The sequence below is a fragment of the Methylobacterium nonmethylotrophicum genome (assembly GCF_004745635.1).
Lineage (GTDB): Bacteria > Pseudomonadota > Alphaproteobacteria > Rhizobiales > Beijerinckiaceae > Methylobacterium > Methylobacterium nonmethylotrophicum.
On record NZ_SRLB01000009.1, the window covers coordinates 165,221 to 180,756 of the forward strand.

Annotated in this window: 15 protein-coding genes; 6 read left to right on the forward strand and 9 right to left on the reverse strand. The window is 72.2% G+C overall.

Going from position 1 to position 15,536, the window contains the following annotated elements:
* Positions 1-289 precede the first annotated feature (289 nt).
* Positions 290-1,672 (forward strand): M20/M25/M40 family metallo-hydrolase, encoded by a 1,383-nt coding sequence (locus EU555_RS14040; protein ID WP_135415259.1) that lies wholly within the window; start codon positions 290-292, stop codon positions 1,670-1,672.
* Between the two features lie 200 nt (positions 1,673-1,872).
* On the opposite strand, the gene EU555_RS14045 is transcribed toward EU555_RS14040, so the two are convergent.
* The 5 genes from EU555_RS14045 to dctP all read right to left on the reverse strand — a co-directional run bounded on the left by EU555_RS14045 (position 1,873) and on the right by dctP (position 8,229).
* Positions 1,873-3,396, reverse strand: a complete 1,524-nt coding sequence (locus EU555_RS14045; RefSeq protein ID WP_135415260.1) for a malonate--CoA ligase — start codon at positions 3,394-3,396, stop codon at positions 1,873-1,875.
* Positions 3,397-3,652: 256 nt separating this feature from the next.
* A complete protein-coding gene (locus EU555_RS14050; protein ID WP_135415261.1) occupies positions 3,653-5,059 on the reverse strand; it encodes a malonyl-CoA decarboxylase in 1,407 nt (468 codons plus the stop codon).
* A 154-nt stretch (positions 5,060-5,213) separates the two neighbouring features.
* Entirely contained in the window at positions 5,214-6,566 is a 1,353-nt protein-coding gene (locus EU555_RS14055) for a TRAP transporter large permease (RefSeq protein WP_135415262.1), read from the reverse strand.
* Entirely contained in the window at positions 6,563-7,213 is a 651-nt protein-coding gene (locus EU555_RS14060; RefSeq protein ID WP_135415263.1) for a TRAP transporter small permease, read from the reverse strand. The genes EU555_RS14055 and EU555_RS14060 overlap by 4 nt, the downstream gene beginning before the upstream one ends.
* Entirely contained in the window at positions 7,210-8,229 is a 1,020-nt protein-coding gene (gene dctP, locus EU555_RS14065; protein ID WP_135415264.1) for a TRAP transporter substrate-binding protein DctP, read from the reverse strand. The genes EU555_RS14060 and dctP overlap by 4 nt, the downstream gene beginning before the upstream one ends.
* A gap of 152 nt (positions 8,230-8,381) precedes the next feature.
* Here dctP and EU555_RS14070 point away from each other — a divergent pair, with 152 nt between their 5' ends.
* The gene (locus EU555_RS14070) at positions 8,382-9,038 is read left to right on the forward strand and encodes a GntR family transcriptional regulator (RefSeq protein WP_135415265.1); all 657 of its coding nucleotides are present in this window, start codon (positions 8,382-8,384) and stop codon (positions 9,036-9,038) included.
* A gap of 131 nt (positions 9,039-9,169) precedes the next feature.
* A complete protein-coding gene (locus tag EU555_RS14075; RefSeq protein WP_135415266.1) occupies positions 9,170-10,330 on the forward strand; it encodes a YihY/virulence factor BrkB family protein in 1,161 nt (386 codons plus the stop codon).
* 57 nt (positions 10,331-10,387) lie between these two features.
* On the opposite strand, the gene EU555_RS14080 is transcribed toward EU555_RS14075, so the two are convergent.
* The 3 genes from EU555_RS14080 to EU555_RS14090 are packed head-to-tail and all read right to left on the reverse strand — an operon-like array spanning position 10,388 to position 12,563.
* Entirely contained in the window at positions 10,388-11,710 is a 1,323-nt protein-coding gene (locus tag EU555_RS14080) for a hypothetical protein (protein ID WP_135415267.1), read from the reverse strand.
* The gene (locus EU555_RS14085) at positions 11,707-12,135 is read right to left on the reverse strand and encodes a hypothetical protein (protein ID WP_135415268.1); all 429 of its coding nucleotides are present in this window, start codon (positions 12,133-12,135) and stop codon (positions 11,707-11,709) included. The genes EU555_RS14080 and EU555_RS14085 overlap by 4 nt, the downstream gene beginning before the upstream one ends.
* Positions 12,132-12,563: a thiol-disulfide oxidoreductase DCC family protein gene (locus EU555_RS14090; protein WP_167858545.1), complete on the reverse strand. Its 432-nt coding sequence runs from the start codon at positions 12,561-12,563 to the stop codon at positions 12,132-12,134. The genes EU555_RS14085 and EU555_RS14090 overlap by 4 nt, the downstream gene beginning before the upstream one ends.
* Positions 12,564-12,736: 173 nt before the next feature.
* Here EU555_RS14090 and msrB point away from each other — a divergent pair, with 173 nt between their 5' ends.
* Entirely contained in the window at positions 12,737-13,141 is a 405-nt protein-coding gene (gene msrB / locus EU555_RS14095; protein WP_135415270.1) for a peptide-methionine (R)-S-oxide reductase MsrB, read from the forward strand.
* 282 nt (positions 13,142-13,423) lie between these two features.
* Positions 13,424-13,852 (forward strand): MAPEG family protein, encoded by a 429-nt coding sequence (locus EU555_RS14100; protein ID WP_135415271.1) that lies wholly within the window; start codon positions 13,424-13,426, stop codon positions 13,850-13,852.
* Positions 13,853-13,949: 97 nt separating this feature from the next.
* Here EU555_RS14100 and EU555_RS14105 read toward each other — a convergent pair whose 3' ends face one another.
* Positions 13,950-14,129: a hypothetical protein gene (locus EU555_RS14105; RefSeq protein WP_135415272.1), complete on the reverse strand. Its 180-nt coding sequence runs from the start codon at positions 14,127-14,129 to the stop codon at positions 13,950-13,952.
* 111 nt (positions 14,130-14,240) lie between these two features.
* On the opposite strand from EU555_RS14105, the gene EU555_RS14110 reads away from it, so the two are divergent.
* The gene (locus EU555_RS14110; RefSeq protein ID WP_135415273.1) at positions 14,241-15,533 is read left to right on the forward strand and encodes an RsmB/NOP family class I SAM-dependent RNA methyltransferase; all 1,293 of its coding nucleotides are present in this window, start codon (positions 14,241-14,243) and stop codon (positions 15,531-15,533) included.
* The last annotated feature ends 3 nt before the right edge of the window (positions 15,534-15,536 follow it).

Here is a 15,536-nt window from a genome sequence, read left to right on the forward strand (position 1 = left end):
ACCTATGTGCCACCGCCTCACCCGGACCGCCGCGTTGGTCGGGTCACACAGGTGAATGCGCACCGTCGGAACGCTCGGGCCGAACCAGGCGAATGCGGCACAACCCGCAGAGATGTGGGGCTCACGCGGGAGCTTTCGGGAGAGCGGGGTCGCGGGCCGCCGTCCGCGGGCCATGCGTCCGACGCCGCCGGCGGCCCGCACCTCGCCGCTTCAGGTGACCGCGGCGCTGCGCTAGGGATGACGCGCGCATGCCGGGCCCACGGGGGCCCGGCCAGACCGGAGACACCGCATGGCCGCGCTTGACCGGATCCTCGACGACATCGACCGCGATCTCGACACCTCGCTGGAGCGGCTGTTCGCCTTCCTGCGCATCCCGTCGATCTCGACCGATCCGGCCTACGCGGCGGAGTGCCGGAAGGCGGCGGAGTGGCTCAAGGGCGATCTCGCCGCCATGGGCTTCGAGGCGTCCTTGCGCGAGACCGGCGGCCACCCTGTGGTGCTCGCCCACTACCCCAAGCCCGGTGCCCCGCACGTGCTGTTCTACGGCCACTACGACGTGCAGCCGGTCGATCCGCTGGACCTCTGGGAAACGCCGCCCTTCGAGCCCCGCATGGCGACCCTGCCCGACGGCCGCCAGGTGATCAGCGCGCGGGGCGCGTGCGACGACAAGGGCCAGGTGATGACCTTCGTGGAGGCCTGCCGCGCCTTCAAGGCGATCGACGGCGAATTGCCGGTCGGCGTCACCATCCTGGTCGAGGGCGCCGAGGAGGACGGCTCGAAGTTCCTGCCCGAATGGGTCGCGGCGAACCGCGAGGAGCTGAAGGCCGACCTGGCGCTGGTCTGCGACACCGGCATGTGGGACCGCGACACCCCGGCCATCACCTCGTCCCTGCGGGGCCTGGCCTATTTCGAGGTCACCGTCTCCTGCGCCGACCGGGACCTGCATTCGGGCCTGTTCGGGGGCGCGGCCGCCAACCCGATCCGGGTGCTGTCGCGCATCATCGCCGACCTGCACGACGACCAGGGCCGGGTGACCGTGCCCCACTTCTACGACGGCGTGCACGAGACGCCGCCCGAGGTCCTGGAGCAGTGGCGCGGCCTCGACCTGACCCCTGAGAGCTTCCTCGGCACCGTCGGCCTCGACCGGCCGGCCGGCGAGCGCGACCGGATGCTGATCGAGCAGATCCAGTCCCGCCCGACCTGCGACGCCAACGGCATCATCGGCGGCTATACGGGGGAGGGCACCAAGACGGTGATCGCCGCGAAGGCGAGCGCCAAGATCTCGTTCCGCCTCGTCGGCGACCAGGATCCGGAGGCGCTGGACCGCAACTTCCGGTCCTTCGTCGAGGCCCGCATCCCGGCCGATTGCTCGGTCGAGATCCTCACCCACAAGGGCTCGCGGGCGCTGGCGCTCCCCCACGGCATGCCGGCCCTCGAGGCCGCGAAGGGCGCGCTCGCCGAGGAATGGGGCAAGGCCCCGGTCACGATCGGGTCGGGCGGCTCGATCCCGATCGTCGGCGACTTCAAGCGGACGCTCGGCCTCGACACGCTCCTCGTCGGCTTCGGGCTCGACGACGACCGGGTCCACTCGCCCAACGAGAAATACGACCTGCAGAGCTTCCACAAGGGCACCCGGAGCTGGGCGCGGATCCTGGCGGCCTTGGCCAAGTAGGCATCTTGGCCAAGTCGGCATCTTGGCCGAGGAGGCGTCAAGGAGGCATGTGGCGATACGGTCTCAGATGAAGGCAAGCATCTGAGACGATCCGCCACTGCGGTCGCCAATTCTCGCCGTCATCCCGGGGCGCGCCCTGGCGAGAACCCGGGATGACATTGCAGGGAGTGTCCGCACGATCGAGAGAACGAAGCCGACGCTCAGCCCCCGTACAAGCCCTTGTGCGTCTCGCGCAGCAGGTTCTTCTGCACCTTGCCCATGGTGTTGCGGGGCAATTCGTCCGCGATGATGACGCGCTTGGGCAGCTTGAACTTGGCGAGCCGGCCCTCGAGGGCCGAGAGGATCGCGGCCTCGCTCGGCGTCTCCCCCCCGCGGGGCACCACGACGGCGGTGACACCCTCGCCGAAATCCGGGTGAGGCACCCCGATCACCGCCGATTCGAGCACCCCGGGCAGCCCGTCGATCTCGGTCTCGACCTCCTTCGGGTAGACGTTGAAGCCGCCCGTGATGATCAGGTCCTTGCCGCGGCCGACGATGTGGACGTAGCCGCGCCGGTCGACCTTGCCGAGGTCGCCGGTGATGAAGAAGCCATCGGCCTTGAACTCGGCCGCCGTCTTCTCCGGCATGCGCCAGTAGCCCTTGAACACGTTGGGCCCGCGCACCTCGATCATCCCGACCTCGTCGGCCGCGAGCCCCTTGCCGGTCTCCGGATCGACCACCCGCAGCGAGACGCCGGGCAACGGGAACCCGACCGTGCCGGCGACCCGGTCGCCGTCATAGGGGTTCGAGGTGCTCATGTTGGTCTCGGTCATGCCGTAGCGCTCGAGGATCGCGTGGCCGGTGCGGTCCTGCCACTCGCGATGCGTCTCGGCGAGCAGCGGCGCCGAGCCGGAGACGAACAGGCGCATGCCCGCGGTCGCCTCCCGGGTCAGGCCGGGCTCCTTGAGGAGGCGGGTGTAGAAGGTCGGAACCCCCATCAGCGCCGTCGCCCGGCCCATCAGCGACAGGATCAGCGGAGGGTCGAGCCTGGGCAGGAAGATCATGCCTGCGCCCGCCATCAGCACCGTGTTGGTGGCGACGAACAGGCCGTGGGTGTGGAAGACCGGCAGCGCGTGGATCAGCACGTCCCGGGACGTGAAGCGCCAGTGATCGACCAGCGTGAGCGCGTTCGACGACAGGTTGTCGTGGGTCAGCATCGCGCCCTTCGAGCGCCCGGTCGTCCCCGACGTGTAGAGGATCGCCGCCAGGTCGTCGGAGGTGCGGGACACGTCGGCGAAGTCGCCGGTCTGGCCCGCGGCCTCGGCCGCCATGGTGCCCTCGCCCTTCGCATCGAGGGTGCCGACCTGCTTCACGCTCGCCGCCTCGGCGACGGGCGCGAGGGCGTCGCGCTTGCCCGGATCGCAGACGAACAGGGCCGGCTCGGCATCGCCCAGGAAGTAGGCGATCTCGGCCGGGGTGTAGCCGGTGTTGAGCGGCAGGAAGACCGCGCCCGCCCGCACGCAGCCGAGATAGAGCGCGATCACCGCCGGGCTCTTCTCCACCTGCACGGCGACCCGGTCGCCGGGCGCGACGCCGAGGCCGACGAGCGCCGCGGCGTAACGGCCCGATTCGGCGACCAGGTCGGCGTAGCTCCAGCGCACGCCCTCCGGCGTCTCGAGGAACAGGTGGCCCGACGGATCGGCGGGAAGGCGGGAGCGGACGATGTCGAAGAAGTGGTTGGACATGGGGGACTCTTCAGTCGTCGGCGAGACGAGCGGCTAGGCCGTCCACTCGAAGAACGCGGGTCTCTCTCCTCTCCCCGCGGGCGGGGAGTGGGCCGTGTCTCCGTTCAGGAGATACGGCAAGCCCGAAGGGCGAGGGTGAGGGGGTATTTCCGGAGGAGCCACATCCGGCACCTCCCCCTCACCCTCGGCTGCCGCCTCGCTGCGTTCCCTGAACGGGAACACAGCCCTCTCCCCGCCCGCGGGGAGAGGAGGATTCTCACGCCTCCGCCAGCGCCACGGACCGCGCCGGCGGCAGGTTCTGGCGCAGCTCGCGGTTGACCGTGAGCGAGGCCGAGACGGTGCCGAGATTGGCGTAGGTCTCGTGGTTCTTCTCGATCGCCGCGAGGTCGTAGAGGTAGTTCACCATCAGCCCGTAGCCCTGGGAGAGGCCCTTCGGCGAGACGTCGCCGAGGTGGTTCAGGCGCTCCAGCCGCGCGCCGTTGCCGAGGTGGAAGCGCGCCACCGGGTCGACCGGCTTGCCGCGGGGGGTCTTGGCGCGCAGGAAGTAGTAGGCGGCGGCCGGCAGGAGCGCCTTCTTCACCGCGTCGGCCTTGGCCTTGTCGGCGTGCCAGTCGGGCTGGTCGAGGACGCGCAGGGTCTCGACGTCCTCGCGGGTCAGTCCCTGCGGCGCATCGGCCCGGCGCTCGCGGTCGAGCCAGGTGCGGAAGCCCGGCACCGGCGACAGGGTCACGAAGGTCTTGAGCGCCGGCATCTCGCGGCAGAGGTCCTCCACCACCTGCTTGATCAGGAAGTTGCCGAAGGTGATGCCGGCCAGGCCCTTCTGGCAGTTCGAGATCGAGTAGAAGATCGCCGTCGTCGCCTCGCGGGTCGCGGTGTGCTGGCGCTCGTGGGCCAGGATCGGGGCGATCGCCGCGGCGATCCCGGTGGTCAGCGCCACCTCGACGAAGATCAGCGGCTCGTCGAGGAGCGCCGGGTGGAAGAACGCGAAGCAGCGCCGGTCCGGCGGCTCGATCCGCCGGCGCAGGTCGTCCCAGCCCGAGATCGCGTGCACCGCCTCGTAGCGGATGATCTTCTCCAGGATGTGGGCCGGGGTGGTCCAGTCGATCCGGCGCAGCACCAGGAAGCCGCGGTTGAACCAGGACGCGAACAGGTGCTCGAAGTCGGAATCGAGGCTGTCGACGGCCTCGGCGAGAGCCGCATCCGGCTTGTCGGCCTTGCGGGCCGCGTCGCGCAGGGAGAACAGGTCCTCGCGCATCCGCACCAGCGCGATCGTGCCGTCGCGGGCGAGGTTGAGGCGGCGGATCAGCTCCTGCGAGCGCGGCTCGGCCGCCTCGTGCAGGCGCCCCAGCGTCGCCCGCGACGGAGCCTTGCCGTAGGCCGCGATCGCGCCCGCGACCGCCTCGTGGTCGGCCCCGAACTCGAGGGCGATCCGGCGCAGGAACTCGTGGCGGTCGGCGCGGGAGAAGCTCCCGTAGCGGTCGAGGATGATGCGGGCGAGCGCCACGCCCGAGGCCTCGCCGCGCCGCGAGATCAGGTCCTCGCACAGCTTCACCACCTCGGCGACGCTCGCCTTGGCGGGGTCGTCGCGCCCGAAGGCGATCAGCCCGCGGCCCCGGTCCGAGATGCTCTGGAGGAGGTCGCCGAGGAACGAGATCGCCGCCATGGGGCTTTGCTCACAATCGCTCGCATCACGTCCGGGCTGGTCCCGCCGGGGGCCGCCGGAGCCGTGCTTGAGGAAATAGGGCTCCGCCGGGTCAGCGGAGGGGAGGGAGGGGCGCCGCGCGGCGCCCGGGCTCGCCCCGGCCATGGTGGCGCCTCTACTTGGTCGAGGGCAAGAGCAAGTCGGGCAGCCACAGGGCGATGCCGGGCGCGACGCAGAGCACCAGGATCGCCACGGCCATCAGGATCACGAAGGGCAGGGTGCCCCAGATGATGTCGGAGAGCGGGATGTCCGGCGCGATGTTCTTGATGACGAAGATGTTGAGGCCGACCGGCGGGTGGATCAGCCCCATCTCCATGGTGATGGTCATCACCACGCCGAACCAGACGAGGTCGAACCCGGCCGCCTTGAGCGGCGGCAGGATGATCGGCGCGGTCATCAGGATGATCGAGACCGGCGGCAGGAAGAAGCCGAGGCCCACGACGAGCAGCAGGATGGTCAGGAGCAGCAGCCAGGGCGAGAGCTGCATCGCCACGATCGCGGCGGCGGCCGCCTGCGAGATGTGGAGGTAGCTCATCACGTAGGCGTAGAGCAGCGACATGCCGATGATCAGCATCAGCATGGTCGATTCGCGCAGGGTCGCGGTGAGGATCGGGCTGACGTCCCGGGCCCGCCAGACGCCGTAGATCGCCGCGATCAGCACGAGCGCCAGGATGCCGCCGAGGCCGGCCGTCTCCGAGGGGGTGGCGTAGCCGCCGTAGAGCGCCACCATCACGCCGGTGAGCAGCACCACGAAGGGCAGCACCCGCGGCAGGGTCGAGAAGCGCTCGGCCATCGAGTAGCGGTCCTCCGCCAGGATCGGGTGCGCGGGCCCGCCGGTCGCGTAGGCCGCCCGCGCGGTCGCGAACTCGCGCCGGAAGCGCCAGACGGAGTAGGCGGCAAACAGCAGGACCAGCAGCAGCCCCGGGCCGATGCCGGCGAGGAAGAGCCGCCCGAGCGACTGCTCGGCCGCCACCGCGTAGAGGATCATGGTGATCGAGGGCGGCAGGAGGATGCCCAGCGTGCCGCCCGCCGCGATGATGCCGGCGGCGAAACCCCCGGAATAGCCGCGCCGGCGCATCTCCGGGATGCCGGCCGAGCCGATCGCCGAGCAGGTCGCGGGGCTCGATCCCGCCATGGCTGCGAAGAGCGCGCAGGCGAAGACGTTGGCGATGCCGAGGCCCCCCGGGATCTTGTGCATCCAGGCATGCATCGCCGAGTAGAGGTCCTGGCCCGCCTTCGACCGGCCGATCGCCGCGCCCTTCAGGATGAAGAGCGGGATCGACAGGAGGGTGATCGAGGCCATCTCCTCGTAGACGTTCTGCGCCACCGTATCGAGGGAGGCGCCCGGCATGAAGGCCAGCATGAAGACGAGCGCCACCGCGCCGAGCGCGAAGGCGATCGGGATGCCGGCGAGCATCGCGCTCAAGGTGGCTCCCGCGTAGAGGGCGCCGACGATCGCGGTGCTCATCGGGCAGGTCCCTTCGTGTCATGCTTCTTGGCGCGTTCGAGGTCGGCCCCGAGCCCCACTTTGGGATCGGCGAAGCCGGCGGCGGCCGGGCCGCGGGCGACGGCCTCGGCGATCTGGAGCAGGAATTGCAGGCCGAGCAGCGTCATGCCGAGGGCCATCAGCGAGTAGGGGATCCAGAGCGGCGGGCCCCAGGTCGATTGCGAGATCTGGCCGTCGACCCAGGCCTCGTGCAGCAGCGTCCAGCTCTTCCAGGCGAAGAAGGCCACGAAGGCGAGGCTGACGACGTCGGCGACGATCAGGCGGATCCGGTTCGCCCGGGGCGAGAGCAGGCCGGTCAGCGCCTCGATGGCGACGTGGCCGCGCCGGGCCTGCACGCCCGCCGCCGACAGGAAGGTGGCGCCGACGATGAGGAACACCGCCGTCTCGTCCTGCCACTCCGTCGGGATCTTCAGGAAGTAGCGGACGACGACGCTGTAGCTCAGCACCAGGCAGGCGGCCACCAGGGCGACGCCGCCGAGGAGGAGGATCACCCGGTTGAGGTCGCCCATGGCGGCGTCGATGGCCGCGAGCGGCCCGGGCAGCCGGACCCGCGCGGCGGCGCGATCCGGCTCCGCGGCCGCGGAGGCCGCATCGAAGGCGTGGCTCACGCGACCGCCTCCGCGAGCTTCAGCATCTCGGCGCAGGACGACGACTTCGCCGCGTAGTCCTTCCAGGCCGAGTCGCGGGCGAGGTCGCGCCAGCGGTTCAGCGTCGCCTCGTCGAGGTTCTCCACCTTGGCGCCGGCCTTGCCGAAGATCTGCTCGACCCGGGTGTCGTCGGCCTTGGCGCCCTCCTGGCCGAAGGTCTCGAGCTCGGCGCCGACCGTCATGATCAGGTCGCGCTGGTCCTTGGTGAGCCCGTCGAAGATCGTCTTCGACATCATGATCGGCTCGAGCATGAACCAGTACGAGCGGTCCCGGGCCGAGGTGAGGGACTTCGCCAGCTCCTCGAGCCGGAACGAGATCAGGCTGGTCGAGGAGGTGATGACCGCGTCGCAGGCGCCGGTCTGCATCGCGGCGTAGGATTCGTTCGACGGCAGGCTCAGGGTGGCGGCGCCGGCGGCCTTCATCATCAGGTCCATCTCGCGCGAGCCGCCGCGCACCTTCAGGCCCTTGGCGTCCTCCGGCCGCACCAGCGGGCGCTCGCGGCTCGCCACGCCGCCGGCCTGCCAGACCCAGGACACCAGCACGATGTTCTTGGAGAGAAGGATCTCGGTGAGCTTGCGGCCGACCGGCGCCGCCTTCCAGGCCATCGCCTGCGGGTAGGAGGTCACGAGTGCGGGCATCAGCCCGATATTGGTCTCCGGCACCTCGCCGCCGGCATAGGGCAGCGGATAGAGGCTCATGTCCAGCGCCCCTTTCCGCATCGCGCTGAACTGGGCGTTGGTCTTCATCAGCGACGAGCCGGGATAGACCTGCACCTCGAGCGCCCCCTTCGAGCGCTCCTGCACCGCGGCCGCGAACTTGCGGCACATCCGGTCGCGAAAATCGCCCTCGTCGACGGTGCCGCCCGGGAACTGGTGCGAGAGCTTGAGGGTCGTGGCGGCCTGCGCGGCCCGTCCGAGCCCGATCAGCGCGGGGGCGGCGAGGGCGGCGGACACGAGGGTGCGGCGGGTGAGAGCCATGGCGTTTCCTCTGGACGGAGCGCGGCTCTTCCCGCGTCTCGCGATGACGGCCAGGGTGACGCCCCGCCGCCTGATGCCCCCAACACACACCCATCTTGTATATTTTGTCAATCTTCGTGCATATTCTCCGATGGTTGAAGCCGGGATCTCCCATGAGCCACGCCCAGCGGCTGCGGCAGACGATCGAGGACGAGATCGTGGACGGCGTCCTGTCGCCCGGCGACAGGCTCGACGAGGTCCAGCTCGCGGCCCGGTTCGGGGTGTCGCGCACGCCGATCCGCGAGGCCCTGCTGCAGCTCGCCGTCACCGGGCTGATCGAGGTCAAGCCGCGCCGCGGCGCCGTGGTGAGCACGCCCGAGGCCGGCCGGCTGCTCGAGATGTTCGAGACCATGGCGGAGATCGAGGCGGCCTGCGCGCGCCTCGCCGCCCGCCGGCTCACCGCCGATCATCAGCGCGCGCTGACCGCCGCCCTCGACGCCTGCCGGGCCGCCGCGTCGGGAGGCGACACCGAGGCCTACTACGCCGAGAACGCGGTCTTCCACGCGGTGATCTACCGGGCCTCGCGCAACGGCTTCCTGTGCGAGCAGGCCGTGGCCCTGAGCCGGCGCCTGGCGCCGTTCCGGCGCATCCAGCTCCGGGCCCGCAACCGGCTGCGGCAGTCGCTCGCCGAGCACGAGGGCGCGGTCGAGGCGATCCTGGCCGGCGACGAGGCGCTGGCGGCGGAGCGCCTGCGCGCCCACGTGGTGGTGCAGGGCGACCGCTTCGCCGAGCTGATCCGCAGCCTGCCCGGCGGCAGCGCGGCGGCCTGACCCGGCTCACGTCAACCCATTGACCCAACGGCATTTTCGCCGGCCCGGAACGTCCCCCCGCGACGCGACGTTGTGATCCCGATCGCTCACGCTTGTGAGCCGAGACCGCTCCTCCTTCCCCCGGTGCCGCGATGCCGCCCGAACCCCGCTCCGGTTCCGCCCCCTCCGGCGTGACCTCCACCCTGTGGACCGTCTTTCTCGGCCTTGCGCTCGTGCGCCTCGTCACGGCGCGACGGCCGGACGGCGTGCAGGACGCCCCGCCCGACCCGACCCGCCATCTCGGCGGCGGCGCGAAGTCGTATTCCGGGCGCCCGGCCCAGTGGGTCGCCGACACGGAGGGCGATCGCGGCCGCCAGGCCGAGACGCCGACCGAGATCCCGGCCAAGGGCTGGAAGGACGTGCTCTACCGGGTCTACCTCGAGTTCCAGAAGGACCGGGTGCTGTCGGTGGCCGCGGGCGTCACCTTCTACACCCTGCTGGCGCTCTTCCCGGCGGTGGCGGCGCTGGTCTCGCTCTACGGATTGTTCACCGATCCGAGCAGCATCAACGACCACCTCTCCCTGCTCCAGGGCGTGCTGCCCTCGGGCGCCCTCGACATCATCGGCGACCAGGTCAAGCGCATCACCGCCAAGGGCGGCACCACGCTCGGCATCACCTTCTTCAGCAGCCTGGCGATCTCGCTGTGGAGCGCCAATGCCGGCATGAAGGCGATGTTCGACGCGCTCAACATCGTCTACGAGGAGGAGGAGAAGCGCAGCTTCATCCAGCTCAACCTGCGCTCGCTCGCCTTCACCCTCGGCGCCCTGGTCTTCGTCGTCGTGGCGCTCGGCTGCATCGTGGTGCTGCCGGTGGCGCTGAACTTCCTCGGCAACTTCGGCATCCGGATCAGCCCGAAGGCCTGGTACATCGCGCTCCTGCGCTGGCCGGCCCTGCTCGCGGTGCTGCTCTTCGCGCTCGCGCTGCTCTACCGCTACGGCCCGAGCCGCGACCTGCCGCGCTGGCGCTGGGTGACGCCGGGCAGCCTCACCGCCGGGGTGGTGTGGCTCGTCGCCTCGATCGGCTTCTCCTGGTACGTCGCGCATTTCGGCAGCTACAACGAGACCTACGGCTCCCTCGGCGCCGCGATCGGCTTCATGACCTGGATCTGGATCTCCTCGACGATCGTGCTGCTCGGCGGCGAGATCAACGCCGAGATCGAGCACCAGACCGCCCGCGACACCACCACCGGGCCGGAACAGCCGATGGGCACCCGCCGCGCCCGGATGGCCGACACGGTCGGGGCGCCGGCCTGAAGGTCGGCCGAGGCCTGACGCGGCCTCGGGCCGCCGCGGCCTCGGGCCGCCGCGGGCTCAGCCCGCCGCGAGGGGCGGCCGGTGCGGCGCGATCCCGCCGCCGCGGCCGAGCGCGGCGGCCAGGATCGCGACGCAGGTGGCGCCCTGGAGGAGCGGCAGGACGAGGGGCATCCGCATCGTCCAGGCGAGGACGGCCCAGGGCAGGCTGCGGCGCTCGAGGATGCGCGAGAGGGCGGCGACCCCGCGCGCGCGGATGCCGGTCTCGGCGCAGGTGAAGGCGAGGCGCGACATGCCCGCCGCCCGTCTGCGCCGCAGCGCGATCCCGGCATCGAGCCGCAGGCCGCCCGCGACCGTGCGACGTCCCTCGTCGCCGGTGCGGGCGACGACCAGGGGCGTGCCGGGCCGGTAGGGCCGCCAACGGATGCGCCAGTCCGGGACCGCCGCCTTGTAGGCCGCCCAGTCGCGCGGCATCGCCCGGGCGATGTGGACCCGGTTGTAATGCGCCGCGTAGACCGAATCGAAGAGCAGGAACGCGGCGGTCACGCAGGCGAGCGCCGGCGAGCCGTGATGCACGGTCTGCAGCGCCATCACGGCCGCCGAGGTCACCTGCATCGGGTTAGCGACGTAGGCGTAGGGGCCGGACATCACGACCCGCTTCGGCGGGTCGACCGGGACCGGCGTGCCGTGCCCGACCGTCGCGAACTCGAAGGCCGCCGCCGCTCCGGCCAGCAGGCAGAGCACCGTCACGGCCGCTCCCAGCCATCCCGCCGGCCCCGCCGGCAGGTGGAGGGAGGCGGTCCAGTCCCGGCCCTCGACCGCCAGCGCCACGGCCGGCAGGGCGAACAGCAGGTAGAGCCCCCAGCCGGCGGCGTGGACGAGGGTCCGGGCGAGGGGACGGATGTCGCGTCGCGTCCAGCGGGCGAGGAGCAGGCCGGGCAAGAGGCCGAAGGCCAGGAAGACCGGCTCGCCGGCGAACCAGCCGGGGGCGAGATCGACGCTGTCGAGGAGCGGCATCGCGACGGCATCGAGGAGGGCGGCGGCCGCGAGCAGGGCGGGCAGCCCCATGCGCCGCTCCAGCAGCGCGGCCACCGGCCCCCACAGGAACGCCCAGCCGACCCAGATGTCGACCGGCAGCCCGAGGACCCGGGCGCCGCCCGCATCGGGGAAGGACCACCATCCGGCCTGCCCTGCCAGGAGGTTGAGGGCGAGCAGGACCGGCACTTGCCAGAGGAAGGCCAGCATCGCCGCCGAGGCCTCCCGCGGCGTCGGCCGGAGCCCGAGGGTCAGGCCCGCCGCGAGCAGCACCGGCAGCAGAAGCAGGAGCGCGCGCTCCCATGCGACCGCGGTGGCAAGGTCGAGGCCCGTCAGGCTCGCGATCATCGGCGGGCCCCCGGCATCCGGCGATAGCGGGCGGGGACCCGCAGGCCCGGCGGCAGGCCCCGGTCGAGGGCGACCGCGCCGGCGAGCAGGGCCGGGACGGCTGCGATGAGGAGATGGATCGCGGGGCCGCACAGGGGCGCCGCGGCGGTGGCGAGGCAGAGCAGGTCCTTGGCCATGGTCCCGAGCCGCGTCGCGGGCTCGGGCGCGAAGGCGAGGGTGACCGCCAGGGCCCCCGGCAGGACCGCGAGGAGCGCGACCTCGTTCACCGGCCACCCGGCGGCGTGGCCGAGCCAGCCGCCCGAGGCCGCACCCAGCAGAGCCAGGACCGCGAGGGCCTGCGCCTTGACGCTGCCCCAGGCCGGCAGCAGCGGGTCCGGTCCGTAAGGGTAGTGCGGCGGGGCGGGGTGCGGCAGGGGCGACGTCATGCGAGGAACCTCGTCTCCGAGCCCGGCGGCGGGGGCCGGCAGCGGTCGCGCCGGCCCCCGATGCGGTAGCGGTTGCGGGCGACCCCGTCGTAGCCCGCCTCGACGAGGCGGTCCGGCAGCCATCCGAGCAGGCGGGCGAGGCCGCTCCAGGGCCGCCCGAGCCCGGCCAGCAGGGCGCGGATGGCCCGGCCCTTCGTCAGGACGGCCCCGTCGACGACGTACAGGACCGTGTCGTCCGGGCCGAGGTGACCGGGGAGCGCGGCGTAGAAGGCCGATCCGGCGCGGGACTGCGCCGGGGCGAAACGATGCCGCGTCCGGCCGCGCTCGGCCCAGAGGACGAAGCGCACCAGGAGCGAGCACAGGCCGCAGAGCCCGTCATAGACCAGGATGGGACCTTTGTGCGGGAGATCGGGCGGGAGATTCGACACGTTCGCGTCCCGGTGAGCACCGGGATATGGCGCGTCCGGGCCGGTTCGCGAGGGACCGCCCCGGTGTCCGTCTACCGAGCGGGAGGCCCGCAGCGCCGCAGCATCTCGCCAGATGCGGTGGCCGCCACCATCTTGGGGCGTGGAGAACCAGGGAATCGCCAGGAGAGGCCCCGATGGCCGGACACGACACCGCCGAGACCCGCAGCGAAGCGGAATGGCGCCGGGAACTGACGCCCGAGCAGTACCGGGTGCTGCGCGAGCATGGCACCGAGCGGCCCGGCACCAGCCCGCTCAACCACGAGAAGCGCGCCGGCACCTTCGTGTGCGCCGGCTGCGGCCAGCCGCTGTTCGAGTCCGGCACCAAGTACGAGTCCGGCTCCGGCTGGCCGAGCTTCTACGCCCCGCTCGAGGGCGCGGTGGAGACGCAGACCGACCGCTCGTTCTTCATGACCCGCACCGAGGTCCATTGCGCCCGGTGCAAGGGCCATCTCGGCCACGTCTTCGACGACGGCCCGGCCCCGACCGGCCTGCGCTATTGCATGAACGGCGCCGCCATGGGGTTCGAGCCGCAGGAGTAGACGAGCGCGTCGGTCGCGTCGGTACCCGCCACGGCGCTTTTCTCCCCCGCCGCGCCATTCCGGGGCCGCGAAAGCGGGCCCCGGAATCCGGACGCTCAGGTCGGCCGGGACAGAACGGCTCTCGTCCGGTCCCTTTCCGGGCCTTCGGCGGTTCAGGGACTGGCGGCGGCAGCCCGGGCCCCGCTTTCGCGGCCCCGGAATTCCGGTGTGGACGGCCCCCGACGGCATTGCATGGGCCGGAGCACCCATCACGAGATCGCTCGGCCATCGCTTCAGGACCCCATGAGCCCCAAAGCCGTCCTCGCCCCCGTCTTCGTCCAGGTCCTCCTGACGTTCGGCCTGCTGTTCTGGACCGGTCGGGTGCGCTTCGCCGCGGCGCGGGCGGGTGCGGTGAAGCTCCGGGACATCTCGCTCGGCGAGCGCAGCTGGCCGGCGCCGGTGCAGCAGGTCTCGAACGCCTTCGGGAACCAGTTCGAGCTGCCGGTGCTGTTCTACGTCGTCGTCGGCCTGGCCCTGGCGACGCGCCAGGCCGATCCCCTCTTCGTCGGCCTCGCCTGGCTGTTCGTGCTGACCCGGATCGTCCATGCGGGGATCTACGCCACCCGCAACGTGGTGATCCGGCGCTTCCAGGCCTTCCTCGCCGGAGCGATCGTCCTCATGGCGATGTGGCTGGTCTTCGCCGCGCGGATCCTCCTCGCACCGGCGGCGTGAGCCGCTTGCCTGCCACGCCGGCGTGAGCCGCTTGCTAGCAAAGCCGGCGTGAGCCGCGTCCTCGCCATGCCGGCGCCAGGAGGGTAAGGGGGCCTCGTCAGTAGCGCGGGGCCCGCGGCGGCGGGTTGCCGTATTCGAGCTGCGTCTTGGCATCATAGGGCCGGGGCGGCGGCGGGGTGAGGTCGACGGCCGGGGCGGTGCTGCAGGCGCTGGCGGCGAGCGCGATCAGGCCGGCGAGGCCCATGGCGAGGGCGGACGGAATGGGACGACGGATCATGCGGGCGGAACTCCGGCGAGGCGGTGTGAACGGTCGAGGTTTCACGAGAGACGCGGCCGAAAGCTTGGCCGTGTCGGGCCGGTCCCGTGGCACAAGCGTGGCGGTTTCGCGATGACCCCCGGCGCCCGCCTCTCCGCCGCCATCGAGGTCCTGGCCGACATCGCCGAGCGCCGCCGCCCGGTGGCCGACGCCCTGAAGGATTGGGGCCTCGCCCACCGCTTCGCCGGCTCCGGCGACCGGGCCATCATCGCCACCCTGGTCTATGACGCCTTGCGCCGCCGCGCCTCCGCCGCCTGGATCATGGGCGAGGACACGCCCCGGGCGGTGCTGATCGGCTCCCTGCGGCTGCAGCGCGGCCTCGCCGCCCAGACCATCGCCGCGCTGTTCACCGGCGAGCGCTTCGCACCGGCACCGCTGACCGAGGCGGAGCGCGTCCGGCTCGAGACCGGCACGCTGAGCCACGCGCCGGTCGCGATCGCCGGCGACGTGCCCGAATGGGTGGTGCCCTCCCTGGAGACGGCCCTCGGCGACGATCTCCTGCCCGAGCTGCGGGCCCTCGCCCGGCGCGCGCCGCTCGACATCCGGGTCAACACCCTGAGGGCGACCCGCGAGGGCGTGCGCGAGGCCCTCGCCCACCTCTCGCCCGAGCCGACGCCGCTCTCGCCCGACGGCCTGAGGGTGCCGCTCGGCGAGGACGGGCGGGGCCCGGCGCTCCACGTCGAGCCCGAGTTCCTGGAGGGCTGGTTCGAGATCCAGGACGAGGGCTCGCAGCTCGCCGCCCGGCTCGCCCACGCGCAGCCGGGCATGACCGTGATCGACCTCTGCGCCGGCGGCGGCGGCAAGACCCTGGCGCTCGCCGCCCTGATGGGCAACGCGGGCCGGCTGATCGCCACCGACGGCGATCCCAGGCGCCTCGCGCCGATCCACGAGCGCCTGCGCCGGGCGGGCGCGGTGGCGGAGGTGCGCACGCCCCGCGGCGGCAAGGGGCGGCCGGACGTGCTCGGCGACCTCGACGGCAGCGCCGACCTCGTCCTCGTCGACGCGCCCTGCACCGGCTCGGGCACCTGGCGGCGCAACCCCGACGCCAAGTGGCGCCTGCGCCCCGGCAGCCTGGCGACCCGGGTGGCCGAGCAGGAGGCGGTCCTCGACCGCGCCGCCCGCCTGGTGCGGCCCGGCGGGCGCATCGTCTACGTCACCTGCTCGCTCCTGCCGGAGGAGAACGACGCGGCGGTGGCGGGGATCGCCGCGCGCCGCGACGACCTGGCGCCCCGGCCGCTGACCCTGTCGGCGGACATCGCCGCCGCCGCGCGGACGACCCTCCACGGCATCCAGATGAGCCCGGAGCGCACCGGCACCGACGGCTTCTACGTCGCGGCGATCGAGCGCCGGCCGACCTCTCCCTGACCG